A 26,462-nucleotide genomic window follows, 5' to 3' on the forward strand; every position below is an offset into this window, starting at 1 on the left:
GCTCCTCGTGTCCGACGGCGGCGTCGTCGCGCGCCGTCGGGGCCACGCTAGCCACCGGCGAGCCCGCGGACCAGAGCCCGACCGACGGCGGATGCGGCGGACGGCTCAGGACGTGCGGCGCCCCGCGAGGAGCGCCTCGAGGACGGCAGCGCCGCGATCCGCGTCCTCGACGGTGACCAGCCGGGCTCGCCCGCCGCTGAGCCGTACGACGAGGCCGGACCCGGACCGCGTCATGTAGGCGACGCCGCGTCCCGAGACGCGCAGGCCCCATCCGCCCCACTGCCCCGGCGAGACGTCCTCCCAGCCGGCTGACTCGATGCGCGCGAGGGGCACGCGCATGATCGGGATCCGCGTCCACGCCGACACGACGCGGAACCCGCGCCGGTCGACCGTGACGTCGACGCGGGCGAGAGCGAGCATGGCGAGGCCGACGACGACCAGCGGGAGGCCGGTGAGCGCTGCCGTGCCGGCGTCCCTCGCCGGAGCGCTGGCCGCGGCGACGAACCCGAGCACCACGACGACCGCGCCGATCCCCGCGAACCACCCGCTCCCGGTGCGACCGCGCCACGCGACGCGCGCCGTGGCGGGGATCTCGAGCGGCGCCACGTCGTGCGCGGGCAGGGGGTCGGCTGCGCGCACCAGGACGGCCACGGGGATCGCGGCGGCCACGGCCCCCACCCCGAGCAGCACGACGCTCCACGCCACGGGGAAGGTGCCGTCGCCGACGGCGGCGGACGCGGCGATCGCGATCCACCCCGCCCCGAGGATGCCCGCCACGAGGTTCGTGACGAGCAGCACGGTGGCCGCCGTGCGCCGGTCCCGTGCTCGCAGGGCGGCGACGGCCAGCGCGACGGCCACGACCGCGAGGCCCAGCGCGACCGCGAGCATCACCCAGGGCGAGCCCCATCCGTCGGGCGTCCCGTCGGCGGCGAAGTGCACGGCGATGCGGGCGGGCAGCTCCGGCGCGAGCAGGACGGCCGCGGTCCCGAGCGCCAGGGCGATGACCGCCGCGGGGGCGACGACCGCGACGCGCGCGCCGGTCGGCAGGGGCGAGGGTGCTGTGGTGGTCATCGTGCTCCCTTGATCATGGTGAGGAGGTCGTCGAGCGGCACCCCTAGGGTCTCCGCCTGCTCGCGCAGCTCCTCGACGAGCGTGCGGAGGCGGTCGAAGGAGGCGTTGCCCGAGCGGATCACCGTCGCGCCGCGACCGCGCCGCAGCTCGATGAGCCCGTCGTCCTGGAGGCTCGCGTACGCGCGGAGGACGGTGTGCATGTTCACGTCCACCGAGGCCGCGAGGTCGCGCGCCGACGGCAGCCGCTGCCCGCTCGCGAGCTCGCCGCGCGCTATCGCGTAGCGGATCTGCGTGGCCACCTGCTCGGCGAGCGAGGCCTTCGCCGCGGGATCCACCGTGATGAGCATGTTCGCATTCTATGCGAACAATCCCCTTCACGGCCAGGGGCTCGCGTCACGCCGACTCGCGCACCACCAGCTGGTGCCGCACCGTGCGGACGACGTCGGGTCCGGAGCGCGGCAGCTCCCCCGCGATCATCGCGACCGCGAGGTCGAGCGCGTGGCGGGCGAGCTCGTCGAGGTCCACGGCGAGCGTCGTGAGGGTCGGCGCGAGGAGGCGGCCGAGCGAGAGGCCGTCGATGCCGACCACGCGCACGTCGCCCGGCACGTCGACGCCTGCACGACGGCAGGCTGAGAGCACGCCGAGCGCGCACACGTCGTTGAAGGCGACGATCGCGTCGGCCCTGCGCGGGCGGGCGACGACGCGCTCGGTCGCGACGGCTGCGGCCTCCGCGGTCGGCGCGGACGCGCGGACGACGGACACGTCCATCGAACGCGCGCACGAGCAGGGCGGCACGCGGGCTGGGGCCCGCGGCGACGGCCGCGTCGAGCACGACGGGGTGGCGCACGCCGACCGCGTCGAGGTGGTCGGCGAGGGCGTCGATCGCCTCCGAGGGATCCAGCTGCACGGCGGCGCGCAGGGGGTCGCCGCGCGGATCCAGCTCGACGACGGGCACCGAGCCGAGCCGGGCGATCCACTCGGCGGCGCGCGACCCGAGGGTTCCGATCACGGCGTCGGTCTGCGCGCCGAGCGCCTCCACCATGCGGTCGGAGTCGGCGGCGAGGCCGACGTCGGCGAGCGACACGTTCCAGCCGCGGGCCGCAGCGATCCGCACCACGGCGGCCGCGAGCTCGGGCGACCACGGGTTCCGCAGGTCGTCCACCACGAGGCCGAGCTGGTGGTCGCCACCCGTCACGAGCCCCCGGCCGAACCGCGACGGGCGGTACGCGAGCTGATCCGCGGCGTCGAGCACGCGCCGCTTCGTCTCCTCGCTGATGCCCGGCATGCCGTTCATCGCGCGCGTCACGGTCTGACGGGAGACCCCGGCGGCGGCCGCTACGTCGTGGATCGTGGCGCGGCCGCCCGGGCCATCGCCCGAGCCCGAGCCGGAGCCCGAACCCGAGCCCCGGCCGCCCGCGCCCGCTCCGCTCAGCCGCGCAGGTCCAGCCACGCCACCTGCTCCGGGGTGAGCTCGACGGACAGGCCGCGCATCGAGGAGCGGACCTCCGTGATGGTGCGCGGGCCGAAGAGCGGGAAGGTCGGGAACGGCTGCGCGAGCACGTAGGCGAGCGCGATCGCCGTCGCCTGCACGCCGTGCTCCGCGCCCAGCTGCTCGGCGCGACGCAGGCGCTCGAAGTTGTCGTCGCCGTAGTAGCAGCGCACGAGCTCCGGGTCGCTCAGGTCGTCGGGGCGGGCGCGGCCCGTGAAGAAGCCGCGCGCCTGCGACGACCACGGCAGCAGCGGGATCTGCCGCTCCTCGAGCCACGCCTTGGAGGCGGGATCCGTGACGTGCACGCATCCCGCCCACGGCACGTCGTACGCCTCGGCCAGGCCGAAGTGGTCGCTCAGCGCCTGGAAGCCCGCGCGGCCGTTGGCCTTCGCGTACGCCTGCGCCTCGTCGAAGCGCTCCGGCGTCCAGTTGGAGACGCCGTAGGAGCGGATCCGCCCGGCGCGCTGGTGCTCGTCCATCACGTCGACGAACTCCCCCACCGGCACCTCGAGGTTGTCGCGGTGCATGAGGTAGATGTCGGCGTAGTCGGTGCCCTGGCGGTCGAGGCTCTCGAGCAGCTGGCTCGTGAGCGACTCGGGGTCGCAGTGCGGGGTGTGGGCGCCCTTGGTGATCACGACGACGTCCTCGCGGATGCCGCGGTTCTGGATCCACTTCCCGAGGCGGCCCTCGAGCACGCCGCCGCCGTAGATGTACCCGGTGTCGAACGCGTTGCCGCCCTGCTCGACGAAGTGGTCGAAGATCGCGGACGCATGCGCGAGGTCGGGCTGGTTGTCGACGCCCATGACGAGGCGCGACATGCGCTTGCCGACGCCGGGGATCTCGCCGTAGAGCATCGGGCTGTCGTCGCGGACCGCGAGGGGTCGGCCGGAGACCGTGGGGATGTCGGCGTCCTCGGCCTCGAACGGGTAGCGCAGCTCCAGCGCGGCGCGCCAGCGGTCGAGCGTGCGGGCGGTGGCGAGCGTCTCGTCGAGCGTCATCTGCGCGGCCTCGCCGAGTCCGGCCGCGAGGGCGTCGGTCGTGGCGTCGGCCTCGATCGCGTACGGCTTCGCGCCCGCGAACGTGAGCGTGCGCGGCTCCTCGCCGACGACGGACACCTCGATGGTGGGCGCGTCGCCGAGGGTCCACGGGTCGCTGAGGTGGATGCGGCCCTTCGACCCCAGGATCGTGAGCGCCTGCGGCTCGTCGAGCGCGACGCCCGTGCGGAGCGTCGCGGTGATGCCCGGCTGCCCGGCGCCGCCGCGGTAGGCCACCCGGGCGACGGACCACTCGTCGACGCCGGTCGGGCCGACCGTTCCGTCCACCTCGAGCGTGAGCGGCTCGGCGACGGCGATCCCGGTCGCGGCCTGCACGACGGCGGCCGCGGCGGTGACGGTGTAGCCGCCGACGTCGAGGATCCCGCCGCCCGCGGTCGCGGTGTCGTAGAGGCGGCCGGTGCGGGATCCGATGCGGAAGGAGAAGGACGCGTCGACGTGGGCGACCTCGCCGATGACGCCCTCGCGCAGCAGCTCGAGGAGCGCGGCGGTCTGCGGGTGGAAGCGGTACATGTACGCCTCGACGAGCGGGAGGCCAGCCGTCCGGGCCGCGTCGACGAGCGCCATCGCGGTGCCGTGGTTGACGGCGAGCGGCTTCTCGCAGAGGACGGCCTTGCCGGCGTCGAGCGCGCGGATCACGAGGTCGGCGTGTCCGGTGTGCACGGTGGAGATGTAGACGGCGTCGACGGCGGGATCCGCGAGGACGGCGTCGTAGTCGGCGCCCATGACGTCGGCGAAGCCGTGGTCGGCCGCCTCCGTCGCGAAGGCCTCGGCCCGCTCGGCGCTGGAGCTGCCGGCGGCGACGAGACGCGCGTCGCGCTCGCTCGCGGGGAGCTGGGAGAGGAAGCGGCGGGCGATGCTGCCCGGTCCGAGGACCGCCCAGCCGGGTGCGGTCGTGGTGGTCGGGGTGGGGTCGGTCATGGTGGAGCCCTTCGCGGCGTCGTCGGCGTGAACGTTCACGACGACGCTACGGGCTGGGCGGCTGGGTCGTCAAGGGATGCGGAGCGGGCCGCGCGTGAACGTTCACGCGCGGCCCTCGATCCGCGACTCACCCCTCGGCCGCAGCGCCCGGATCCAGCCCCTGCAGGAAGGCGAAGTGCGCGGCCAGCCGCCGCCGCCCGTCCTTCGTGAGCGCGACCCACGTGCGGGCCTGGCCGCGCGGCTGCTGCACGCGACGGGACTCGACGATCGCGGACTCGGACAGGGTCTTGAGGTGCTTGCTGAGGGTGGCGTCGGACACGGCGAGCGCGTCGCGGAGGGTGCCGAACTCGATCTCCCCGGCCCGGGCGAGCAGCGCGCAGATCTGCAGCCGCTGGGGTGCGTGGATGACCGCGTCGAACTCCGGCGCGGGCGCGGCCACTACGCGAGCCCGCGGGCGAGGCGCTGGCGCGCGGAGCGGTCGGCCAGCGGTCCGAGCACGGCGACGACGACGGCGACCCCGACCGCGATGCCGGTGACCTCGAGGATCCCGAGCTGACGCGCGAAGAGCGCGACGACGAGGCCGGCCGCGGCGGCCGCGAGCGAGACGACCGACCACGGGGCACCATCGCGCACGAAGCGCCACCGGTCGGGGTTCGCGCTCAAGAAGCCGACGGCGGACGTGCGGAGCCGCGGCAGCAGGACGAGGCCGACGAGGCCGACGGCGAGGACCGCGATGGCCCAGTCGGCGCGCGGCGCGATGCCGAAGGCGATGGCGCCGACGCTGAGGCCGCGGAGCGCGTGGAACCACCACGGCGAGCGCAGGCGCCCGGTGAGCCGGTCGGTGGCGGCGCGCATCGCGTCGGCGTCGAACGGGGCGTCGGGACGGTCGGACGAGGGGTCGGGAGCGTGTGTTTCCATATCGGCAACACTAAGTGTTTCCAAGTCGGAAAGCAAGAGTCGGGGCGCCACGATCACCGATCCGCGCCCTCCGCCTCGATCTCCGCGACGAGCCGCCCGAGCAGCCGGGTCAGCTCCATCCGCTCGCGCGCGGACCACTCCCCCACGAGCTCGCCGAGGAGCGCGCGGGCCGTGGCGGAGTTGCGGTCGAGCACCCGCTCGGCGTCGGGCGTCGCGCGCACGAGGACGGCGCGCCGGTCGTCGGGGTCGGGCTCGCGGATCACGAGGCCCCGCTCCTCGAGGCGGCGCACGTGCGCGGTCATCGTCGACTTGTCGACGCCCTGCCAGTCGGCGAGGACGCGCATCCGGGTCGCCCCGCACTCGGCGAGGTGGGCGAGGAGCCAGGTGTCGGTGGAGGAGAACGCCTCGCCCTCGTCGGCGAGCATGCGCCGGCGCACGTCGGGCCGCGACGCCCAGCGGGTGATGGCGAGGACCGCGCGCTCCATCGCCGCCCCGACGGCCGCGCCGTCGAGATCCCGCGCGCCGCCCTTGCCTGGGAGCTCGCTCACCGTTCGATCCCCGTCCCCTCCGTGCTCGCCGACCGTTGGTATCCTCAAACCATATCGTCCGCACCCGGACGGAACGCACGCCCCGCACGATCCGAGAGGAAGCACCCCATGTCCACCCCGAGCACCGACCCCCGCGCGCACGCCGTCCCGGTCACGCCCCGCGAGGTGATCGCGAGCTACACCGAGTACGCCGACGCGCAGGCCGCCGTCGACACGCTGTCCGACAAGGAGTTCCCCGTCGCCTCGACGCAGATCGTGGGCCACGACGTCCGCACCGTCGAGACCGTGACGGGCCGGGTCACCAACGGCAGCGCCGCGGTGCGCGGAGCCGCGGGCGGCGCGTGGTTCGGCCTCATGCTGGGCCTCCTCTTCGGCATCTTCACGCCCGGCGTCGCGTGGCTCGGCGTCCTCCTCGTCGCGGTCGGCATCGGCGCGCTCTGGGGCGCGCTGTTCGGCTTCGTCGGCCACTACGCCACGCGCGGCAAGCGCGACTTCGCCTCGATCCAGACGCTGACGGCCAGCCGCTACGACGTGCTGGTCGACAGCGCGCGGGCCGCCGAGGCCTCGCGCATCCTGTTCGACACGACGGGCGCGCCGCGCGCCTGACCCGCCGCAGCATGACGACGCGGACGGACGGCCCAGCCGCCCGTCCGCGTCGTCACGTACGGGGTGCGTCCTCGGGCGCCTCGAGCGTGAGCCACTCCTCGTCGACGCGGTAGCCGAGAGACGCGCCGGCCGCGACGATCGCCGCGTTCTCGCTCGACCCTCCGGTGCGGAACGACGTCACGCCCACCTCGAGGAGCGCCAGCACGGACGCCGCCTTCACGGCCGTGCCGAGGCCGCGCCCGCGGTGGGCGGCGTCGACGACCGTCACGTCGGTCTCGGCGGCGCGGCCCGAGGGATCCAGGTCGACGAACGTCATCGCGAGGAGCGCGCCGCTCGCGTCGAACGCGCCGTAGCCGCGGCGGCCGGGCGCCGGGACGCGGGCGGAGTCGGACGTGAGGCCCGCGTGGCGGGTGGCCGGGCCGCCCGGGTAGTCGTCGAGCGTCGCGGCGTCGAGCGCGAGGATCGCACCGACGTCGTCCGGGCCCAGCTCGCGGAGCACGGCGGACCCGGCGACCCGGTCGACCAGCGTGCGCAGGCGGGCGGGATCCACGTCCGCCGCGTCGAGCTGCGCGCCCCACGACCGGGCGGTCACGATCCGACCGGCGGCGAGCAGCTCCGCCGCCCGCGGGTCGTCGGAACGGACGATGACGGGCTCGGCGCTCATCCTGCGAGCCTGGCACGACAGGATCGCCCAGGACAGGCATCCGACCCGCGCCGCCGACCGCTGCACGGAGAGCCACGGGACGCTGCGGCTGTTCGCGGTGGTCGGGCGCAGCGACGAGATGAGGTGCCCCGCGGTCCTCGTCAGCCGAGGAAGTAGTCGCGGACCTTCTCGTCGGAGTCCAGGATCCGCTCCGTCTCCACCCCGACCGAGCGCGCGAGGTCGACCGACCCCACCAGGGCCGCCTCGACGTCCGGCGAGAAGGCCCTCTCGAGCACCTCGAGGCAGGTGGCCATGCTCGCGTCGAGCTCGTCGATCAGCGCCTGGTGCTCGGCGGCGAGGCGCTCGTCGAGCTCGCGCTGGTCGCGCAGGTAGCCCTCGACGAGGGCGGCCTCCCGCCGGGAGAGCGCGTCCGAGACGGCCGAGTGCATGATCATGCCCACCGTGTTCCCGATGACCGCCCCCAGCACCGGCACCGGGATGAGCGCCTGACCCACGAAGGAAGACAGCGCGCCGACGGCCGCCTCCAGGCAGACCAGCTCGGCGTTCTCGAGGAACTCCGCCTCGGCGATCTCGCCCATCCGGAGCCGGTGCGCCTGCTCCGCGACGCCGAACGCCGCGGTCACCATGGCGCTGGCCACGGCTGCGGACGTGGCGGTGAAGTTGGTGAGCGCGTAGATGCTGAGGCCGCGGATCCCGCCCGTCAGGAAGCCACGGCCGGAGTCGCCCGCGATCTCGGTCCAGTCCTCCTCGGTGAAGTCCTGGAGCCGCGTGCCGGCGCGGCGCTTCCGCACCACGGCGAGCACGAACGCCGTGGCCCCCTCGACCCCGGCGGCGACGAGGGTCGCCTTCGCGCCCTCGCGGGCCGTCGGCCTGCTCGCGCGGTGGGCATCGTCCCTGCGCCCCTGGTCGGTCGCGCGCAGCGAGTCCTTCTCCCCCTCCAGCGTCGCGTCGTACACGCCCCGCTGCACCTCGTCGTAGCGGAGGTGCGAGGCCTCGAGCGACTCGATCCCCAGGTCGCGGGTCGCGAAGAAGGTCTGGACGGCCTTCCAGTCGCGGAAGGACGGCCCCTCACCGCCGCGCGTCAGCAGGCGGCCCGCCTCCTCCCGGCTCATGCCGTGCAGCGCCTGGATCACCTCGAAGTGGTCGCTCGGGATCTGGTACCTGCCGCCGCCGCTCACGAAGTCGGGGTACCTCTCGAGGTGCTCGGCGATGGCGCCGAGCCCGAAGCGACCGCCCGCCGCGACGAACTTCTGCTGGATCTCGACGCCGCCGCGCAGCAGGTCGACCGGCCCGTTGTCGTTCACCCACTCGTAGACCCGCCCCTGGCCCAGGATCTGGCTCCGGGCGTCCCCGATGCCGCTCTCGGCCGCCTCGGCGATGAAGCCGTGCATCCCCTTCGTCCCGCCCCTGTTCCGCCCGACCACCTCGAGGTCGATGGTGCGGATCGCCGCGTCGACGCGCGCCAGCGCGTCGCGGAGGTTCCCGTCCTGCCGCCGGAGCGCGTCGAGCAGCCCGTCGAGGCGCACCTGGTTGAGGTGGTTCACCCATGCCGCGACCGCCTGCTCCTGGTTGCGCTCGGCGAGGTCCGGCACGTCAACCACGGTCGGCGTCCCCCTCGACGCGCTCGCTCAGCAGGGCCGCGCAGGCCTGCGTGCTGTTGACCAGGGCGGCCAGGCGCGACCGGTCGCTCGCCGGGAGGGCCGAGAAGTCGGCGCCGAAGGAGCGCATGGCCTCGCGGTAGCTCGTCGTGAGCAAGGTCCGGAGCTCGTCGGTGCGTCGGAGGAGGGCGTCGACCCTGGTGGCCAGCTCCTCCACGCGCGCGGTGTTGCGCGTGACCGCGCCGAGCGCCTCCTGCTTCTCCTCGCGGGTCTCGCCCTTCTTCCACGCGAACAGGGCGACCGACGCGAGGATCGCCGCTCCCGCGACGCTCCAGCCGATCGGGCCGGACAGCGCGAGGATGGCCCCGCCCATGGCCGTCCCGCCGCCGCCGGCTGCCAGGGCGCCGCCGCCGAGCCAGGCGAGGGCCGCGTTCGTGGCCGCGGCGCCGGACAGGGCGGAGATCGCGGTGCCGGTCGACGCGGCGCCGAAGGTGGTCGCGACCCACATGGCCGCGCTCGGCGCCACGCTCGCGACCGCGGCCCCGGCCGCGAACCCGGCACCGCCTCCGGCCGCGGACCGCCGGGCGGCCTCGAGGTCCCGCCGGGCGAACTCCTCGACGTCCAGGAACTCCGCCTTGTCGACGTCGATCCGGCCGATGGCCGCGTCGAAGGACTTCGGGGTGTTGGCGATGCTGTTGACCAGCGCCTCCACGTGCTCGATCAGGTCGGTCGACCGCTCGCGCTGGCGCAGGAGCGCGAGTCCCGCGTCGTTCATCCCCGTGTACGCGACGTTGTACGCGGCGACGGCGTCCTCGTAGGGATCCGGCTTCCTGGCCGCGAGCTTCTCGACGGTCTCCTTCGTCGTGTCCCGAAGGTCCCCCACCCGCTCGCCCACCTGCGTGGACGCGGCGCGCGCCCTCCGGGCGGCCTCGTCCATCGCCTTCGCGATGCCGTCCCTGGCCTTGCCCAACCCGCGCTGCTCGTCCATCGCACGCCACCGATCCCCGTCGAAGTCATTTCCTCACCGGAGGATATAGAGGACCGGCGACGTCGTCGCGGGAGGCGGGAGACGGACGCGTCGCCCCGCTCAACCCCCGCCCGCGATCCCGTCCCGCCGCACCGCGTCGACGAGAAGGACCTCGACCGCGTCGACCGCACGGAGCAGCTCCACGGGCTCGGCACCCATGCGCCCCACGACCGCGTCCACTCCACGGAGCCCCGCGCGCGTCAGCAGCTGCTTCTCGTTCGTGATCCACTCGCCGCGGTGGGCGAGGATCGCGTGCGCCGCGGAGCATGCCGCCTCGGACAGGAGCCCGGCGCACTGCGCGACCCGGCCGTGGCGGGCGTGGCCCTCGCGGGCGTAGTGCAGCGTCAGCTCGGCCCGCTGCCACCAGATCCCGGGCGCGGATGCGCGCAGCGCCGGCGGGTACTCGAACGCCGGGACCTCGCCGCGGAGGGCACGGTTCACGCCGACCTCGGCCAGCAGGATCGTGCTCGGCAGGCCCGCCTGGTGGTAGAGCAGCGTCTCGATGGTGAAGCGGCCGGCGAGCGCCTCCTCGTGCACGGCCTCGATCGCGTCGAGGTCGCGGTAGTGGACGTCGACCGTCCGGCCGTCGACGTGCAGCGCGCCGCCGCCGTCGAAGACCGGGCCCCAGCCGCCGCGCGCGCTGAGGGTGCCGGGCCAGCCGAGCGCGCGCAGGCCGTCGGGGTCGAAGGAGCCGCGGTAGTAGACGGCCACGTCCCAGTCGCTGTCGGGCCGGTTCGCTCCCTGGGCGCGGGATCCGCCGAGCGCGACTCCCCGCGCACCGGTCACGGACGCGAGCGCGTCGGCGGCGAACTCGAGGAACGCGTCGTCGTCGAGGCCGAGGAGCGGCCCGGCGTCAGCGGAGTCCGTCACGCCCGCCCCGCCACGCTGCGCCACGCCTGGATCCCGCCACGCAGGCTCACCGCGTCGCGCCCCGCCTCGCGCAGGGCCGCCGCGGCAGCCCGCGAGCGCACGCCCGATGCGCAGTAGACGATCACGCGGTCGGTGATCGCGCCGGGCACCGCGCCCGGATCCACCGTGACGATGCGCACCGGCACCGCGACGTGGCCGGGGATGGAGTCGACGAGGCGCTCGTCGGGCTCGCGCACGTCGAGGAGCACCACCTCCTCGTCGGAGGCGAGGATCCGCTCCACCTCCTCCGCGTCGAGCTCGGTGCCGTCGGAGGCCGCGCCCACGCCGCAGAACAGGTCGTAGTCGGCGAGCGCCGTGACACGCTGGCGGCCCTTCGCGCGCTTGACGCCGATGGTGCGGCTGGTGCCGGCGAGCGCGTCCAGCACGACGACCCGGCCGACGAGCGGCGTCCCCGCGCCCGTGACGAGCTTGATGACCTCGGTCGCCATGAGCGCACCGACCGTGCCGCAGACCGCGCCGAACACGCCCGCCTCCTCGCAGGAGAGGACGGCGCCGTCGGCAGGCGGCTCGGGGAACACGTCGCGGTAGTCGATGCCGCGGCCGTCGGGGGCCGCGTCCCAGAAGACGGTGACCTGCGCGTCCCATCGGTACACGGATCCCCACACGCACGGCACGCCGACCAGGGCCGCCGCGTCGCTGATGAGGTAGCGCGTGGCGAAGTTGTCGGTGGCGTCGACGACCACGTCGTATCCGCTGAGGATCCGGATGGCGTTGTCGGCCGTGAGCCGCTCCGCGTGCTCCACGACCTCGATGCCGGGGTCGGTGCGGTGCACGGAATCCGCCGCTGACGAGGTCTTCGGCCGGCCGACGTCGGGCGTGCCGTGGATGGTCTGGCGCTGGAGGTTGGAGAGGTCCACAGCATCGTCGTCTACGATTCCCAAGGTCCCGATCCCCGCCGCGGCCAGGTACTGCAGCACGGGGGAACCGAGGCCGCCCGCGCCGATCACGAGCACGCGCGCCTGGTCGATGCGGGACTGACCCCCCATCCCGATGCCGGGAAGGGCGAGGTGCCGGGAGTGGCGTTCGCGCCGTTCGTGCGCATCCTGCCCGGAGCCATGACCACCGAGGCCCCGCCCCCCGGGGTGCGTGCCGTCCAGATCGACGAGCGGCAGAGACGACCCCATGACAGACCTCCGTACGGACGGCGGACGCGGACGCGCGTCGACCGGACCCAGCGTACGACGGCCCGCCGACGGTCCCCGCGGCGGGCGCCCGTCCGGCCCCCTCGGCCGCTTCCACCACCGCCGCTGGGGCGACGCCTGGCTCATCGGCCTCCTCGGCTTCCTGCTCGCGCTCCCCCTCGCCGGCGCCCCCTCCGTCTGGTACGACGAGGCGGCCACCGTGATCTCGGCCACGCGCGGCTGGGACGACCTCCTTCGCGAGCTCAGCACGGTCGACGCCGTGCACGGCCTCTACTACGCGGGCATGAAGGTGTGGTTCGAGCTCGTCGGCTACTCGCCCACGTCGCTGCGCTTCCCGAGCGCGGTGTTCATCGGCCTGGCCGCCGCCGGCGTGGTGCTCCTCACCCGCACGATCTCCACGCGCGCCACCGGCATCGTCGCGGGGCTGGTCTTCGTCGTCATCCCCCGCTCGGCCTGGATGGGCACGGAAGGCCGCTCGTTCGCGCTCGGCACCCTCATCGCGGTCGCGCTCACCGTCGCGTTCGTGCTCGCCGCCCGCCGCGCCGGATCCCGCTGGCAGGTGCAGGCGAGGTGGTGGGCGCTCTACGGGCTGCTCGCCTGGCTCGGCGCCTCCACCTTCGTGTACCTCGCGCTGCTGGTCGGCGCGCACGGCGTCGTGATCCTCTGGGCCATCGCCTCCGCGCGCGTCGGCCGCCGCAGTCGCCGGCCGATGGTCGTGTCGCTGCTCGGCTGGGCGCTCGCCTCCATCGCGGCAGGACTGCTCTCGCTGCCGCTCGTGCGCGTGGTGACGGAGCAGTCGGGCCAGGTCGGCTGGATCAAGCCCATCGGCCCGAACACGATCACGCAGGTCGTCTCGACCCAGCTCTTCTACCAGAACGACGTCTTCGCGCTCCTCGCCTGGGCGCTCGCGCTCGTGGGCCTCGCGCTGCTGGTGCGCCGCGGGATCCGCCTGGTGCGCGCCCGCCGCGCCTCGCGCCTCGAGCCGGAGGGGGCCCTCGCCGAGTTCGAGTCGGCGTACCTGCACGCCGGGTGGTCGCCGACGATCCTGCAGCTCGCGGTCGTCTGGTTCGTCGTGCCGACCCTGCTGCTCATCGGCGCATCCACCCTCATGTCGCCTCTGTACTCGCCGCGCTACATGGCGTACACGGCGCCCGCGTTCGCGATGCTCATGGCGGTCGGGATCCTCGCGCTCCGCTGGAAGCCGCTCGTCGCCGCCGTCACGGCCGTGCTCGTCGCGCTGTCGGTGATGCAGCTCGTGCACGACCGCACCACCACCGTGAAGGCCGACTCCGACTGGGCCGCCATCGCGCGGATCGTGTCGGAGGAGCGCGCGCAGGAGGCCCCCGGCACGACCGAGGCCGTGATCTTCGGACCCGTGCGCCGCCACCCGAAGGCGACCTCGCGCATCGTCGCGTACTCGTACCCGGACGCGTTCCGCGGTATGGACGACATCCTGCTGCGAACCCCGCCCGGCGACACCGACGGCCTCTGGGAGGAGACCTACCCGCTCGCCGACCGGGTCGACGAGGTCGACGGCGCCGACGTCGTGTGGCTCGTCACGAGCGACAAGCAGGACATCCGGGACGACGTGGCCGAGGCCCTCACCCCGCGCGGCTTTGCCAAGACCGACGACTGGCACGTGATGAACGCGAACGTCGAGCGCTACGAGCGGGTCGCGGCGGGCTGATCCCGCGGCACCTCACTCGACGGGGTGCCACTCCCCGATCGCCGCGACGACGCGGTCGAGGTGCGACTCGAGGAGGAAGTGCCCGCCGTCGACCAGCTCGATGCGCGCGTGCGGCGCGTCCCGCGCGAAGGCCTCCGCACCGGCGGCGGCGAATATCTCGTCGTCCCGTCCCCAGATCGCGAGCACCGGCACGCGGGACTCGCGGAGCCAGGCGTGCACCGCCGGGTAGAGCTCCCGGTTGGTGGCGTAGTCGCGGAAGAGCGCGAGCTGCACGTCGTCCTGGCCGGCGCGGGCGAGGAGCGTGAGGTCGTGCTCCCAGGCGTCGGGATCCACGACCGACGGGTCCGGCACGCCGTGCGTGTACTGCCACTCCACGGCCTCGCGACCGAGGGCCGGGCGGAGGGCATCGCGCGTGGCGTCGGTGCGCTCGGCGGCGTCGGCCCAGATCGGATCCCAGAACGACGGCACGAAGCCCTCCTCGTAGGCGTTGCCGTTCTGCGTGATGACGCCCGTGACCGCGGACGGGTCGGCGAGCGCCAGCCGCCAGCCGACGGGGGCGCCGTAGTCCTGCACGTAGATCGCGTAGCGCTCGACCCCGATCGCGGCGAGGAAGCGTGCGGTCACCTCGGCGAGCGCGGCGAAGGTGTAGTCGAACTCCTCGACGGACGGCGCGGACGACCGGCCGAACCCGAGGAGGTCCGGTGCGATGACGCGGAAGCGGCCCGCGAGCGCCGGGATCAGGTGCCGGAACATGTGCGAGCTCGACGGGTACCCGTGGAGCAGCAGGAGCACGGGCGCGTCGGCGGGCCCGGCCTCGCGCCAGAAGACGTCGAGGTCGTCGAGCCCGTCGACGGAGACCGAGACGGTGCGGTGATGGACGGTGACCATTGCTAACCCCTTTGAGTTGTTTTGGTGGTTAGCGAGACGGTAGCATGGATCCATCGCGCCGCCCGAGCGCGCAGGAGGCGAGGACCCATGGACCCGGACGAGGAGCTGCTGCTGGGACTGCTGAACAGCGCGCCCGTGGTCGACTGGCAGCGTGAGGACCGCCTCGCCGGCGCATCCGGCCGCGAGCTCGCCCGCACGTGGGGCGGCACCGGCACCACGGCCGAGCTCGAGCGTCTCCGGCGCACCCGAGACGCACTGCACGCCGTGATCCGCGGCGATGCCGCAGCGCCCGCCGCCCTCGAGGAGCTCGCGGCCGTGGTCGACGGCGCCGTCCGCACGCCGCGCGTCACCGCCGCCGGCATCACCTGGGAGCTCCGCGCCCCCCGCGACGACCGCCTCCCGGTGGACGCCGTGCTCGCCTGGTCGACCGTCTCGGCGCGGCTCCCCGGCCGCCTCCGCCCGTGCGCCAACGCCGAGTGCGAGCTGTTCCTCGTGGACCACAGCCGCCCGGGCACCGCGAAGTGGTGCTCCATGGCGACCTGCGGCAACCGGATGAAGGCCCGCGCCCACGCGCAGCGGGTGCGCGACTGAGCCGGGCCGGGCCGGAGGACCTGATCCGCCACCTCCGCGAGACGGGGGCCGTGCGCTAGACGGGCTCCCGCGCCGCCCGCGGCCTCAGCTCGCTCACGAGCGTCCCCGCGACGATGAGCGCCGCGCCGAGGATCGCGAGCGCAGGCAGCCGCTCCCCCGCCACGCGCCCGATGAGGCCCGCCCAGACCGGCTCGCCCGCGTAGATGATCGTGGCGCGCGTCGGCGAGACGGAGCGCTGCGCCCAGTTCATCGTGAGCTGGATGAGGCAGCTGCTCGCCCCGAGCGCCACCGCCGCCACGAGCCACACCCAGGAGAACGCGGGGATCGCCTCCCCGGCCAGCGGCATGTACGCGAGCGAGAGCGCGCCGGCGACGAGGAGCTGCACGACGGTCACCCGGCCGACGTCGACGCGACCGGCGAACAGCCCGATGAGGATGATCTCGGCGGCGATCGGCAGCGTGCTGACCAGCGTCGCCAGCTCCCCCGCGCCGAGCGCGACCCCCTCCTGGGGACCGGCGACGAGCAGCAGTCCGACGAACGCGAGCGCCACGCCCGCGAGGGCCAGCGCGCTCGGCCGCTTCCGGAATGCCGCCCACTGCAGCAGCGGCACCAGCGGCACGTACAGCGCGGTGATGAAGGCGGACGTGCTGCTCGGGATCGTCTGCAGCCCGTACGTCTGGAGGCCGTAGCCGAGGAAGATCATGAGGCCGATCGCCGCCCCGGCCGCGAGGTCGATCCGGCGCATCCCGCGGAGGGCCCGGCGGAAGAGGATCACGCTGATCAGGCCCGCGGCGAGGAAGCGGAGACCCACGAAGAAGAGCGGCCCGCTGTGCTCCATCGCGACGTGCACCGCGAGGAACGTGCCGCCCCAGATCGCCGTGATGCCGATGAGCGCCCACTCGGGGCGGGACGGCCGGATGGCGCGGGGCAGCATCGTGCGCATGGTGCGGAGCGGGCCGCGTCAGCCCGTGATGATGCGGGCGCCGTGCACGGGCCCGGTCGCCCGGATGACCGTGAGGCGGGCCGCGCTCAGCGCGATCTGCAGCTCGAGCGCGCTGTCGAGGTCCGCCGCGAGGAACGCGACCGTGGGGCCGGATCCCGAGACGATGCCCGCGAGCGCGCCGTTCTCCTCGCCGAGCTGCAGCACCTCGCCGAGGCCGGGCGCGAGGTGGAGGGCGGGCGCCTGGAGGTCGTTGTGGAGGACCTCGGCGAGCATGTGCGGATCCCCCGCCCGCAGCGCCTGCAGCACGCCCGAGTCGACCTGCGGGATCTGCTGCGCCGGGAAGATGTCCTGCGCGTGACGCTCGCGGTGCTTGTCGAGCTCGCCGTAGACGTCGGGCGTGGAGACGCCGAACTCGGCGATGGCGAGCACCCACTGGAAGGTGCCCTTGGCGAGCGCGGGGCTGAGGCGGTCGCCGCGACCGGTGCCGATGGCGGTGCCGCCGGCGAGCGCGAACGGCACGTCGGCGCCGAGCTCCGCGCCGAGCGCGAGCAGCTGGTCGCGCGTGCGCTCGGTGCCCCACAGGGTGTCGCAGGCGAGGAGGGTGGCCGCGGCGTCCGCGGATCCGCCGCCCATGCCGCCCGCGATGGGGACGTTCTTCTCGATGCGCAGGTGCACGCCGCCGCGGTAGCCGGTGCTCCGGGCGAGGAGCCGGGCCGCGCGCACGGCGAGGTTGTCGGCGCCGGTGGTGAGGTGCGACGTGTCGATGGATCCGCCGAACTCGACCGAGAACCCGTCGGCCTTCGTGGCCCACACGTCCTCGTAGAGGCCGACGGCCTGGTAGGCGGTGGCGACGTCGTGGTAGCCGTCCTCCTGGAGTGCGCCGACCGTGAGCGAGACGTTGATCTTGCCGGGGGCCCGCGCGTGCACCACATCTGAGGTGGTGGCCGCGGAGGTCATGTGATCCAACCTAGCGGAGGCTGGGAGGCACTCCGTCCGCGTCGCGATCCGCCCAGGCACGGGCCACGCGGAGGTAGTCGTGGACGCTCAGCTCCTCGCCCCGCGAAGTGGGGGCGACCCCTCCGGCCTCGAGGAGGGCGGACGCCGCCTCGCTCCCGCCGAGCAGCTCGGCGAGCGCCTGGCGGAGCATCTTGCGGCGCTGCTGGAACGCCGCGTCGACGATCTTGAACGTGCGGACGCGGAGCGACTCCGAGGCGAACGGCTCCGCGTGCCGCTCGAACGCGACGAGCACGGAGTCGACGTTCGGGACAGGCCAGAACACCTGGCGGCTGACCTGGCCTGCCGTACGCCACGCGCCGTACCAGGCGGCCTTGACGCTCGGGGATCCGTACACCTTGGATCCGGGCGCCGCGGCGATGCGATGCCCGACCTCGGCCTGCACCATGACGACGCCCGTGCGGATCGCGGGGAAGTGCTCGAGCAGGTGCAGCAGCACGGGCACGGAGACGTTGTACGGGAGGTTGGCGACGAGCGCGGTGGGATCCCCGGGCAGCTCGGCGACGCGCAGCGCGTCCTCGTGCACGACCGTGAGCTCGGCGTCCGGCTGGTAGAGCGCCACCGTGATCGGCAGCTGCTCGGCGAGCCGGCCGTCGATCTCCACGGCGACGACGCTCGCGCCGGTCTCGAGGAGGCCGAGGGTGAGGGATCCGAGGCCCGGCCCCACCTCGACCACGTGCGTGCCGGCCTCGACGCGCGCGACCCGCACGATGCGGCGCACCGTGTTGGCGTCGATGACGAAGTTCTGGCCGAGCTTCTTGGTGGGCGCGACGCCGAGCAGCTCGGCGAGGTCGCGGATCTCGGCGGGGCCGAGGAGCGTCGGCGCGGCGGCGGGAGCGGGCGCGGCGGGTGCCGTCTCGTCGCTCACGCGCGGTCCGCCGGGTCGATCTCGGCGGGGTCCTTCGACGGCGACGTCACGGGCTCGTCGTCCCAGCGCCCGTAGACGAGCTCGGTGTTGGAGGAGATCTGCGCGGCGAGCATCGACACGTCGGTGCCGAGGTGCGCGGCCATCGCGCGCAGCGTGTGCGGGATCAGGTACGGCGCGTTAGGCCGGCCGCGGAACGGCACGGGCGTGAGGAACGGCGCATCCGTCTCCACCAGCAGCAGCGAGCGCGGCGCGAAGGCGAGCGCCTCCCGCAGGTCCCCCGCGTTCTTGAAGGTGACCGTGCCGGAGAACGACATGTACCAGCCGTTCTCGGCGCAGATCCGGGCGAGGTCCTCGTCGCCGGAGAAGCAGTGGAAGACGGTGCGCTCGGGGGCGCCGACGCGCAGCAGCGTGGCGACGACCTCGTCGTGCGCGTCGCGGTCGTGGATCTGGAGGGCGATGCCGCGCTCCTTGGCGATGCGGATGTGCTCCTCGAACGAGCGCTGCTGGGCCGCGCGGCCCTCCTCGCCGGTGCGGAAGAAGTCGAGGCCGGTCTCGCCGACGGCGCGCACGCGCGGGCGTCCGGCGAGCTCGTGGATCTCGGCCAGCGCGTCGTCGAGCGTGCCCGCCTCCTCGTAGGCCGGGGCCTCGTTCGGGTGGATCGCGACGGCAGCGAGCATGCGGGGCTCGTGCGCCGCGGTCTCCGCGGACCAGCGGGAGGTCTCGAGGTCGCCGCCCACCTGGATCACGCCGCGGACGCCGACGGAGCTCGCCCGGTCGAGGTGCTCGGTGAAGTCGATGGGCGACTCGCCGTCCGCGATCTCGAGGTGCGTGTGGTTGTCGTAGACGGGCACCGTGAGCGCCTCGGGCAGCGGCGGGTACGTGAGGTCGCGCGTCTGGCCGTGGGCCGCGGAGGTGTCGCGCTGGCGCACGTAGTTGGAGTCGGACATCGCGCTCACTCTACCGAGGGGCGGGTGCCGCGCCCGGCGGGGCGCGGCACCCGGATGCCCGTCGGCGGGCGTCAGACGACGGGCGTCGCAGGCTCCTGCTCGATGCGCGGGAACAGCGGCGCCTCGAGCGGGGTGACGGTGCCGGTTCCGGTCCACTCGTCGGCGAGGTCGATGCGCTGCTGGCCGACCGTGCCGGTGCCGCCGAGCGCGGTCCAGAGCTTCGCGGTGGCGCCGGGCAGCACGGGCGCGAGGAGCACGGCGAGCGTGCCGAGGCCGCGGACCGCGGTGTGCAGCACGGTCTCGAGGCGCGCGCGATCCTCGTCCTTCTTCGCGAGGGCCCACGGCTCCTGGCTCGTGATGTAGCCGTTGAGCTCGTCGACCAGGGTCCACACGGCGGCGAGCGCCTCGTGGATCGCGAGCCGGTCGATGGCCTGGTCGGCGGTGGCCGCGGCGGAGCGCGCGACGGCGAGCACGCGCTCGTCGGCCTCGGTGAGCTCGTCCGCCGCGGGGATGCGGCCGTCGAAGTAGCGGCCGACCATGGCGATCACGCGGGAGGACAGGTTGCCGAAGCCGTTCGCGAGCTCGGCCTGGTAGCGCGCGCTGAGGTCCTCCCAGCTGAACGAGCCGTCCTGGCCGAAGGCGATGGAGCGCATGAAGTGGTAGCGGAACGCGTCGATGCCGAAGGTGTCGGTGATGGTCTGCGGCACGATGCCCGTGAGCTTCGACTTCGACATCTTCTCGCCGCCGACGAGCAGCCAGCCGTGGCCGAAGACACGGCGGGGCGGCTCCTCGCCGAGCGCCATGAGCATGGCCGGCCAGATGACCGCGTGGAAGCGGAGGATGTCCTTGCCCACGAGGTGCGTCGCGGGCCAACGGCGGCGGAACCGCTCGTCGTCGACGCCGTAGCCGATGGCCGTGACGTAGTTCATCAGCGCCTCGAACCACACGTAGACCACGTGGCTCTCGTCCCACGGGATCGGGATGCCCCAGTCGAAGCTGGAGCGCGAGATCGACAGGTCCTCGAGGCCCCGGCGGACGAACGAGAGGATCTCGTTGCGCGCGCTCTCGGGCTGGATGAAGTCGGGGCGCTCCTCGTAGAACGCGAGCAGCCGCTCGCCGAAGTCGCTCATGCGGAAGAAGTAGTTCTTCTCCTCGAGCAGCTCGACGGGCTTCGAATGGATGGCGCAGACGAGCTGGCCCTCGAACGGACCCGTGCCCTCGAGGAGGTCGGAGGGCTGCTTGTACTCCTCGCAGCCGACGCAGTAGTAGCCCTTGTACTCGCCCGTGTAGATGAACCCGGCGTCGTGGAGGCGCTGCAGGAAGATCTTGACGCTCTCCTCGTGGCGGGCGTCCGTGGTGCGGATGAAGTCGTCGTTGGAGATGTCGACGGCCTCGAGCAGCGGCTGCCAGCTCTCGGTGACGAGGCGGTCGGCCCAGGCCTGCGGGGTGGTGTCGTGCGCCGTGGCGGTGCGGAGGATCTTCTGCCCGTGCTCGTCGGTGCCCGTGAGGAACCAGGTGTCGTCGCCGCGCTGGCGGTGCCAGCGGGCGAGCACGTCGGCGGCGACCTCGGTGTACGCGTGCCCGATGTGCGGGACGTCGTTCACGTAGAAGATCGGCGTGGTGATGTAGAAGGGCTCGCCGCGGGACATGGGCTCCATCCTAACGATCGGCGGGAGCGCTCCCTGTCGTGTGACCGGGGCTCGGGCGGCGGCTCCGGGCGGGACGCCGCGATCGACGCTGGCTTCGTCACCGAGCCGCCGAGGATCTAAACTCGCGCCCAACCGCGACGAGAGCCGCGCCACCACCGTTTCCTGGGCTCTTCTTCGCACGGCTGGCCCGCCGGCCGGCCAACCGTAGACCCAAGCCGAATTACAAGCGATTAGTTACTTCATGTTCGAGTACGCAAATTGAATAATAACACGCACTTGTGGTCATGTGCGTCAAAGACGGGAGGCATGCAAGGCACGTGTCGCGCCGCCAAACGGCCATTTGTGACGGTCGCGCACTTCAGCAAGCTAAGGGCGGGGAGGCCGCCAATGTAATCAGGCACGCCAGGGCGCAACCATGCAAGCGCGAACGTGACTGCAGACGCGTGAGCGATACCTCGCATGCCAACCCGCGACGCAAACACGGCCTCAGCCATCAGAGCTCTGCGAATGACCTCCTATCACAAGGGCGCGGACACAATTTTCCTGAAACGCCAGGGTCACGTTAAAGCAAGATCATCGGTACCGGCAAATACTTGAGCAAATATGTCTCGGAGCTCCTCAAGCATTGGCTCCGCCTCCCCACCGAGTCGTCCAGAATATTGTTCGATTGTAGTGATTTCTTTGCAGAAAGCAATTGAAGCTTCCACCTTCTCCGAACTTGCGGATCCGCCGCAATATACCTCTAGGTCACCCCGCCTCAGGACGTAGACGCGCTCACGGGCCAGTCCAACAATCACCGCATCCCGCTGCTCTTCGATTGACGTAGTAGGAGGCGAGGCAAGGATGCTTTCTTTGGAATGACCCTGGCCAAGATCGAAGAGCTCTTCCAAAACCTGCTCAACAGCTTGGGCCTCCACCTCGTCACGAGCTTCCCGCCATGCCGACAGGTGCCCCTGAGCTGCCCGCCAAAGTGCGCCGGAGTTACGCCGTGCGACTATTTTCCCCACTTTTTCACTATTCGGAGAACTTTCCTCGGGAAGGTACTCATTTACAGCCGCCATCAAAACAGAGTGCTGTCGCTTTAGTCCTTGGTCAACCGCAAGGTGCTTAAATCCCTCGGCGAGAGAGTCGAGGTCAGTGATGACGTGGACTGCAACATTAAAATTTTTAAAGAAGTCTCGGTATCGCGAGATACTACCCTTACCGCCCGTTTTTACAAACATGACATTTCGATCATTTTGATCCCAATCTGTCGAGATCATCTTGGCTAGGTGAGGGAATGTAATCGTGTCACTATCGCCCTCGACGAGCACCACGGTTCTAGCGAAAAACGCAGCCTCGTTGTTTTCGTGATGAATGAGCTGGTACGCGTCCCTCGCCTGCAAAGCAATATCGACAGGGTAAGGAATGACACCGTCCCTCGTCTTTTGCAACTTTGCAAAGCCACTTGTTGTCGGCGTGAAGAAACCGGGGGAATGGGTGGTGACCAAAACCTGGTGATCACGGGAGAATACTTCGAGCGCCGCCATCAGCTGCCTCTGAGCACGTGGATGAAGGTATAGCTCCGGCTCCTCGAAGAGGAGAACATACGCATGCCTTTTTGAGGCAGGGGCCGGCTCCTCGCCAAGGCCACGTCCGCGGAGCTCCGTATACGCCCGCAAAATGGCGAACAGAACAGTTCGCTTAAGACCATCGCCTTTGCTCGCGAGCATTCCGAGGTGCCCATCGTCGATCGCCAGCTCCGCTCCGCTTAAAATTGTCGTCAGCGTGGGAGCGGGAACGTTCATCTGCAACTTCACGTCTGGGAAGCTATTCTGAACGAAGCGCTCGATCGTCGCCTCGATAAGCTTTACGGCAGGCAACCTTTGGTCGCTCGCTTTGCCATCTGCTTCAAGTACACGACTCAGCTTCGAGTGAATACCAGCAAATTGCTTTTCGATGCTACCGAGCTGGTCTTCGACTTCCGTGAAGAGTAATTCAAGGAGTTTACTAAATGTGGCCGATCCAGTCGGCTTGGCTTCAGCCGTCGCATCTTTAACCGCCTCGATATATATAACACTTGGCAGGAGCGGCTTCAAGCCCGCGCTAATTCCAGTAGCAAACTTTGTAGGGACTTCCGTCAACTCTTCTTCGGGGAGCTGCTGCTTGAATTGCCTCCAGTAATCGCGTACGTCCCCGATCTTCGGGGCGGCATCTAGCACGTCAGCGAAAAGTGGCTCACATTCGACAGCGGCAGCCCGCAAATTAACGCCTTTTTTACCAGTAATTGCCGCCTCGAGGCGGGCATCGTCCCAACTATCTGATGTCGGCGAATAGTCCATGTACCGGGACTCCGCGGTGGCAGCAGCGGCCTGGGTGCGCACGAGAGTTAGTGATCCGTTGCGGATCATACTCGCGACGCGCTCACGGTGAGCCTCACCGACTCGGGACAAGTCGTCTGCATCAATGTCTTCGATTCGAAGCACGACGCATGCCTGCACGCTCTGATCTCGAAAGTCAGTCGCAGTCAGCTTTTTCTCTTCGAGTACGAACTGTAAGGCATGAAGCACCGAGGACTTGCCCGCGTTATTTTCGCCGATCAGGCAACCGAGTTGCGACAATGGAATTGTCGTATCCGCGTGAGCTCGAAAGTTCTGAATTCGGATATTGGTGAGCTTCATGGGTCCTCGATTGATTGCGAAGACGAGGCTAGATTTGGCGGTCTCCTCGTAGTAACAATCCTACGACGGACGCGGGCGCCGGACACGTCCTAGAATGGGGGGCACCATAGGCCGTGCTTTTTGTTCCTAACACTCGATTACTACCCACCGCGCCTGCCGTGGGACGAGGACGCCGTGCGAGCTTGACCCGCTCGAGTTGCTTGGGTCCGCGACCATCCGTGAACTAAGTACCGAGCCCGCGTCGCGGTCACGACAGGTGGCGCTCCGCCGGTCCGTCGTACTCGGAGAGCGGCCGGATCAGCGAGTTGGACGCCCGCTGCTCCACGACGTGCGCGGTCCAGCCGACCACGCGCGCGGCGACGAACAGCGGCGTGAAGGCGCGGGTCTCGAAGCCGAGGAGCGCGTAGGCGGGGCCCGACGGGTAGTCGAGGTTCGGCAGGATCCCCGTGCGCTCGGCCATGCCGCGCTCGAGCGCGTCGTACAGATCCATCGCGCGGCGGGCGGACTCCGCCGCCTCGCCGCCCGCCTCGACGCGCACCGCGACGAGGTCGTCGAGCGCGGCCTTCATGGTGGGCACGCGCGAGTCGCCCGCACGGTAGACGCGGTGGCCGAAGCCCATGACCTTGCGCTTCGCGGCGAGCGCCTCATCCAGCCAGGCCTCGACCCGTGACGCGTCGCCGATCTCGTCGAGCGTCTCGAGCACGGCCTCGTTGGCGCCGCCGTGCAGCGGGCCCTTGAGCGCGCCGATCGCGCCCGTGACCGCCGAGTGCAGATCGGCGAGGGTCGAGGTGATGACGCGGGCCGTGAACGTGGAGGCGTTGAAGGAGTGCTCGGCGTAGAGGATCAGCGACACCTCCATGGCCTTCGCGTCGGCCTCGGTGGGGCGCTCGCCGTGGACCATGAGGAGCAGGTTCTCAGCGAGGCCGAGGTCGTCGCGCGGCTCGACCGGGGCGAGGCCCAGGCGGCGGCGCTGGTCGTACGCGATGAGCACGGGGATCTGCGCGAGCAGCCGCACGGACCGCTCGAGGTCGGCGTCGGCCGAGTGGTCGTCGGGCGCGGGATCCGCGGCGCCGATCGCGCTCACCGCGGTGCGGAGGACGTCCATCGGGTGGGCGTCGACGGGCAGCGCGTCGACGATCCGCAGCACCGCGTCGGACGGCCGCCGCTCGGCGCGCTCCTGGTTCTCGAAGTGCGCGATCTCCTCGTCGGTGGGCAGCTCGCCGTGCCAGAGGAGGTACGCGACCTGCTCGAAGGAGCAGTGCGCGGCGAGCTCCTGCACCGGGTACCCGCGGTAGAGGAGGGAGTTGGTGGCCGGCTCGACCTTGCTGATGCGGGTCGTGTCGACGACGACCCCGGCGAGGCCCTTGCGGATGTCGGTCATGGTGCTCCTTCGCGTCATGCCGCACCCGCGTCGGTCGGGCGGATCGGGTCGCCTCGGGGTGCGTTCGTCACTGTATCGGGGCGGGCTGCGCGGGGGCGAGGACCGGGGACGGCCGCGGGATGGACGCGCGGAAGCCTCCTGGGGAGGAGCGGACGCCGGTGACGGGCGGCTCCGCACCCGCGTCGGAGCGGGATCCGCTCGGTAGCCTCACGAGCAGGCGCACCCGACGCGCCGACCGCGCAGCCGCGCCGACCCGGAGGACGCCATGCCCGAGAGCACCGACCACGCCGATCCCGCCGCCGCCTCGCCCGACGCACCGGACGCACCCGACGCACTGGCCCACTACGACGTCGCCGTCATCGGCGCCGGACCCGCGGGCACCGCCGCGGCCCTCCGCGCCGCCGAGCTGGGCGCATCCGTCGTGGTGCTGGAGGCCGGCCGCGTCGGCGGCACGTGCGTCAACACCGGATGCGTGCCCACGCGCGTGCTCGCGAAGACCGCGCGGCTCGTGCGCGAGGTGCGCTCCGCGGGCGAGAACGGGATCGGCGTGGGCGAGGCGACGCCGCACTGGCCGTCGATCGTCGCGCGCGTGCACGAGCAGGTCGACCGCGTGCGCTCCCTCAAGGACGAGGCCGCCCGGTTCGAGGCGGCGGGCGTGACGCTGATCCACGAGGGCCGCGCGCGCTTCGTCGACGACCGCACGCTCCAGCTCGACAGCGGCCGGCGGATCACCGCGGGCTCGATCATCGTGTGCGTCGGCGGCCACTCGCGCCGCCTGCCCGTGCCCGGCGCGGAGCTCGCGACCGTGCCCGCGGACGTGCTCGCGCTGCCGGGGATCCCCCGCCGACTCGCCGTCATCGGCGCCGGCAACACGGGCGCGCAGCTCGTGACCGTCTTCCGCTCGTTCGGCTCCGAGGTGACGCTGCTCGACGTCGCGCCGCGCGTGCTCACTGCGTCCGACGAGGCGATCTCCGAGGCCGTCGCCGACGCGTTCGCCGCGCAGGGCGTGCGCGTGCGCACCGGCATCGACACGGTGACGGGCCTCACGAAGACGGGCGACGGATCCATCACCCTGCTCTGGCGTGAAGGCGACCGCCCGCAGTCCTCCAGCTTCGACGCCGTGATCATGGCCACCGGCTGGCCCGCCGACGTCGACGACCTCGGGCTCGAGCACGCGGGCGTCGAGGTGGCGCGCTCGGCGATCCCGGTCGACCGGTACCTCCGCACGCGCGTGCCGCACATCCTCGCGGTGGGCGACGCCAACGGGAAGGACATGCTCGTCCAGGCGGCGCAGTCCGAGGGCGAGGCGGCGGCCGAGAACGCGGTGCTGGGCGTCAACCGGCGGATCCCGCTGCAGCTCCTCCCGGCGGGCGGCTTCACCGACCCCGACTACGCGGGCGTCGGCCTCACCCAGGCGGAGGCGCGCGAGCGCGACGGAGCGTGCGTGGTCGCGCGCGTCCCGTTCGCCGAGGTCGACCGCGCCGTGATCGACGACCGCGAGGCCGGCTTCCTCCTCCTCATCGCCGACCGCCGCCGCGAGCTCATCCTCGGCGCGCACGCCGTGGGCGAGAACGCGGTCGAGGTGATCCAGTCGGTCACCACCGCGATGGCCGCGGGTGTCGACGTCGCGACCCTCGCGCACGTGCGGTTCGCGTACCCGACGTACAGCGCGATCATCGGGATCGCGGCCCGGCGGCTGCTGCAGGACGAGGCGCTGGCGGGCGAGCTGGACTGACGCTCACCATGAGCCCCTGACTGGGGTATCCAAGCCCTTCAGCCCAGGGAGCACACTTATGAATCGGCTCTTGGTGAGTCGCGCACACCTTTTGTCGCTGACGACATCTGGGGCTGAACACGCTACAGCCGCA

Annotated in this window: 24 protein-coding genes; 4 read left to right on the top strand and 20 right to left on the bottom strand. The window is 72.0% G+C overall.

Translation table 11 applies throughout. The features are described 5' to 3' along the window. Positions 1 to 105: 105 nt before the first annotated feature. From K0V08_RS07585 to K0V08_RS07620, 7 genes are all read right to left on the bottom strand, one after another. Positions 106 to 1,071, bottom strand: a complete 966-nt coding sequence (locus K0V08_RS07585; protein ID WP_012039042.1) for a DUF1648 domain-containing protein — start codon at positions 1,069 to 1,071, stop codon at positions 106 to 108. Continuing rightward, positions 1,068 to 1,418 carry a GntR family transcriptional regulator gene (locus K0V08_RS07590; protein WP_012039043.1) on the bottom strand — a complete coding sequence of 117 codons (351 nt, stop codon included), beginning with the start codon at positions 1,416 to 1,418 and terminating at the stop codon, positions 1,068 to 1,070. Before K0V08_RS07590 ends, K0V08_RS07585 begins: the two co-directional genes overlap by 4 nt. 46 nt (positions 1,419 to 1,464) lie before the next feature. Then, entirely contained in the window at positions 1,465 to 1,833 is a 369-nt protein-coding gene (locus K0V08_RS07595; protein ID WP_227334902.1) for a substrate-binding domain-containing protein, read from the bottom strand. Between the two features lie 666 nt (positions 1,834 to 2,499). Next, positions 2,500 to 4,533, bottom strand: a complete 2,034-nt coding sequence (locus K0V08_RS07605) for an aldo/keto reductase (protein ID WP_079534967.1) — start codon at positions 4,531 to 4,533, stop codon at positions 2,500 to 2,502. Positions 4,534 to 4,660: 127 nt separating this feature from the next. Further along, positions 4,661 to 4,972, bottom strand: coding sequence for a transcriptional regulator (locus K0V08_RS07610; RefSeq protein ID WP_012039046.1), 312 nt, complete (start codon positions 4,970 to 4,972; stop codon positions 4,661 to 4,663). Continuing rightward, positions 4,972 to 5,451, bottom strand: a complete 480-nt coding sequence (locus K0V08_RS07615; RefSeq protein ID WP_079534735.1) for a hypothetical protein — start codon at positions 5,449 to 5,451, stop codon at positions 4,972 to 4,974. Before K0V08_RS07615 ends, K0V08_RS07610 begins: the two co-directional genes overlap by 1 nt. A 53-nt stretch (positions 5,452 to 5,504) precedes the next feature. After that, positions 5,505 to 5,999 carry a MarR family winged helix-turn-helix transcriptional regulator gene (locus K0V08_RS07620; protein ID WP_079534737.1) on the bottom strand — a complete coding sequence of 165 codons (495 nt, stop codon included), beginning with the start codon at positions 5,997 to 5,999 and terminating at the stop codon, positions 5,505 to 5,507. Between the two features lie 108 nt (positions 6,000 to 6,107). On the opposite strand from K0V08_RS07620, the gene K0V08_RS07625 reads away from it, so the two are divergent. Next, positions 6,108 to 6,605: a YflT domain-containing protein gene (locus K0V08_RS07625; protein ID WP_079534739.1), complete on the top strand. Its 498-nt coding sequence runs from the start codon at positions 6,108 to 6,110 to the stop codon at positions 6,603 to 6,605. Between the two features lie 52 nt (positions 6,606 to 6,657). On the opposite strand, the gene K0V08_RS07630 is transcribed toward K0V08_RS07625, so the two are convergent. From K0V08_RS07630 to K0V08_RS07650, 5 genes are all read right to left on the bottom strand, one after another. After that, a complete protein-coding gene (locus tag K0V08_RS07630) occupies positions 6,658 to 7,269 on the bottom strand; it encodes a GNAT family N-acetyltransferase (RefSeq protein ID WP_079534741.1) in 612 nt (203 codons plus the stop codon). A 140-nt stretch (positions 7,270 to 7,409) separates the two neighbouring features. Continuing rightward, a complete protein-coding gene (locus K0V08_RS07635; protein WP_197278527.1) occupies positions 7,410 to 8,870 on the bottom strand; it encodes a hypothetical protein in 1,461 nt (486 codons plus the stop codon). Next, complete coding sequence (locus K0V08_RS07640; protein ID WP_079534743.1) at positions 8,863 to 9,855, bottom strand: hypothetical protein; 993 nt, start codon at positions 9,853 to 9,855, stop codon at positions 8,863 to 8,865. Before K0V08_RS07640 ends, K0V08_RS07635 begins: the two co-directional genes overlap by 8 nt. A 99-nt stretch (positions 9,856 to 9,954) precedes the next feature. Continuing rightward, positions 9,955 to 10,764 carry a nucleotidyltransferase domain-containing protein gene (locus tag K0V08_RS07645; RefSeq protein ID WP_079534970.1) on the bottom strand — a complete coding sequence of 270 codons (810 nt, stop codon included), beginning with the start codon at positions 10,762 to 10,764 and terminating at the stop codon, positions 9,955 to 9,957. Continuing rightward, positions 10,761 to 11,810 (bottom strand): ThiF family adenylyltransferase, encoded by a 1,050-nt coding sequence (locus K0V08_RS07650; protein ID WP_231689063.1) that lies wholly within the window; start codon positions 11,808 to 11,810, stop codon positions 10,761 to 10,763. Before K0V08_RS07650 ends, K0V08_RS07645 begins: the two co-directional genes overlap by 4 nt. A 136-nt stretch (positions 11,811 to 11,946) precedes the next feature. Between K0V08_RS07650 and K0V08_RS07655 the strand changes: the two genes are divergently transcribed. Continuing rightward, the gene (locus K0V08_RS07655) at positions 11,947 to 13,653 is read left to right on the top strand and encodes a glycosyltransferase family 39 protein (protein WP_079534747.1); all 1,707 of its coding nucleotides are present in this window, start codon (positions 11,947 to 11,949) and stop codon (positions 13,651 to 13,653) included. Between the two features lie 12 nt (positions 13,654 to 13,665). Here K0V08_RS07655 and K0V08_RS07660 read toward each other — a convergent pair whose 3' ends face one another. Next, a complete protein-coding gene (locus tag K0V08_RS07660) occupies positions 13,666 to 14,541 on the bottom strand; it encodes an alpha/beta fold hydrolase (protein WP_079534749.1) in 876 nt (291 codons plus the stop codon). An 87-nt stretch (positions 14,542 to 14,628) separates the two neighbouring features. Between K0V08_RS07660 and K0V08_RS07665 the strand changes: the two genes are divergently transcribed. Next, complete coding sequence (locus tag K0V08_RS07665) at positions 14,629 to 15,132, top strand: CGNR zinc finger domain-containing protein (protein ID WP_079534751.1); 504 nt, start codon at positions 14,629 to 14,631, stop codon at positions 15,130 to 15,132. Between the two features lie 55 nt (positions 15,133 to 15,187). Here the strand turns inward: K0V08_RS07665 and K0V08_RS07670 are convergent, their stop codons facing one another. The 7 genes from K0V08_RS07670 to K0V08_RS07700 form a co-directional block, all read right to left on the bottom strand. Beyond that, positions 15,188 to 16,066, bottom strand: a complete 879-nt coding sequence (locus K0V08_RS07670) for a DMT family transporter (RefSeq protein WP_228511051.1) — start codon at positions 16,064 to 16,066, stop codon at positions 15,188 to 15,190. A gap of 27 nt (positions 16,067 to 16,093) precedes the next feature. After that, a complete protein-coding gene (locus K0V08_RS07675) occupies positions 16,094 to 17,032 on the bottom strand; it encodes a 4-(cytidine 5'-diphospho)-2-C-methyl-D-erythritol kinase (protein WP_012039056.1) in 939 nt (312 codons plus the stop codon). A 10-nt stretch (positions 17,033 to 17,042) separates the two neighbouring features. Continuing rightward, positions 17,043 to 17,957 (bottom strand): 16S rRNA (adenine(1518)-N(6)/adenine(1519)-N(6))-dimethyltransferase RsmA, encoded by a 915-nt coding sequence (rsmA, locus tag K0V08_RS07680; RefSeq protein WP_012039057.1) that lies wholly within the window; start codon positions 17,955 to 17,957, stop codon positions 17,043 to 17,045. Beyond that, positions 17,954 to 18,904: a TatD family hydrolase gene (locus K0V08_RS07685; protein ID WP_012039058.1), complete on the bottom strand. Its 951-nt coding sequence runs from the start codon at positions 18,902 to 18,904 to the stop codon at positions 17,954 to 17,956. Before K0V08_RS07685 ends, rsmA begins: the two co-directional genes overlap by 4 nt. A gap of 71 nt (positions 18,905 to 18,975) precedes the next feature. Next, on the bottom strand, positions 18,976 to 20,553 hold the full coding sequence (gene metG, locus K0V08_RS07690) for a methionine--tRNA ligase (protein ID WP_079534755.1): 1,578 nt from the start codon (positions 20,551 to 20,553) through the stop codon (positions 18,976 to 18,978). 557 nt (positions 20,554 to 21,110) lie between these two features. Further along, the gene (locus K0V08_RS07695) at positions 21,111 to 23,213 is read right to left on the bottom strand and encodes an ATP-dependent nuclease (RefSeq protein ID WP_079534757.1); all 2,103 of its coding nucleotides are present in this window, start codon (positions 23,211 to 23,213) and stop codon (positions 21,111 to 21,113) included. 247 nt (positions 23,214 to 23,460) lie between these two features. Then, positions 23,461 to 24,612, bottom strand: coding sequence for a bifunctional 2-methylcitrate synthase/citrate synthase (locus K0V08_RS07700; RefSeq protein WP_079534759.1), 1,152 nt, complete (start codon positions 24,610 to 24,612; stop codon positions 23,461 to 23,463). Between the two features lie 247 nt (positions 24,613 to 24,859). Between K0V08_RS07700 and K0V08_RS07705 the strand changes: the two genes are divergently transcribed. Further along, positions 24,860 to 26,329, top strand: a complete 1,470-nt coding sequence (locus tag K0V08_RS07705; RefSeq protein ID WP_079534761.1) for a dihydrolipoyl dehydrogenase family protein — start codon at positions 24,860 to 24,862, stop codon at positions 26,327 to 26,329. Positions 26,330 to 26,462: the final 133 nt, after the last annotated feature.

The sequence above is a fragment of the Clavibacter michiganensis genome (assembly GCF_021216655.1).
GTDB classification, from domain to species: Bacteria; Actinomycetota; Actinomycetes; order Actinomycetales; family Microbacteriaceae; genus Clavibacter; species Clavibacter michiganensis.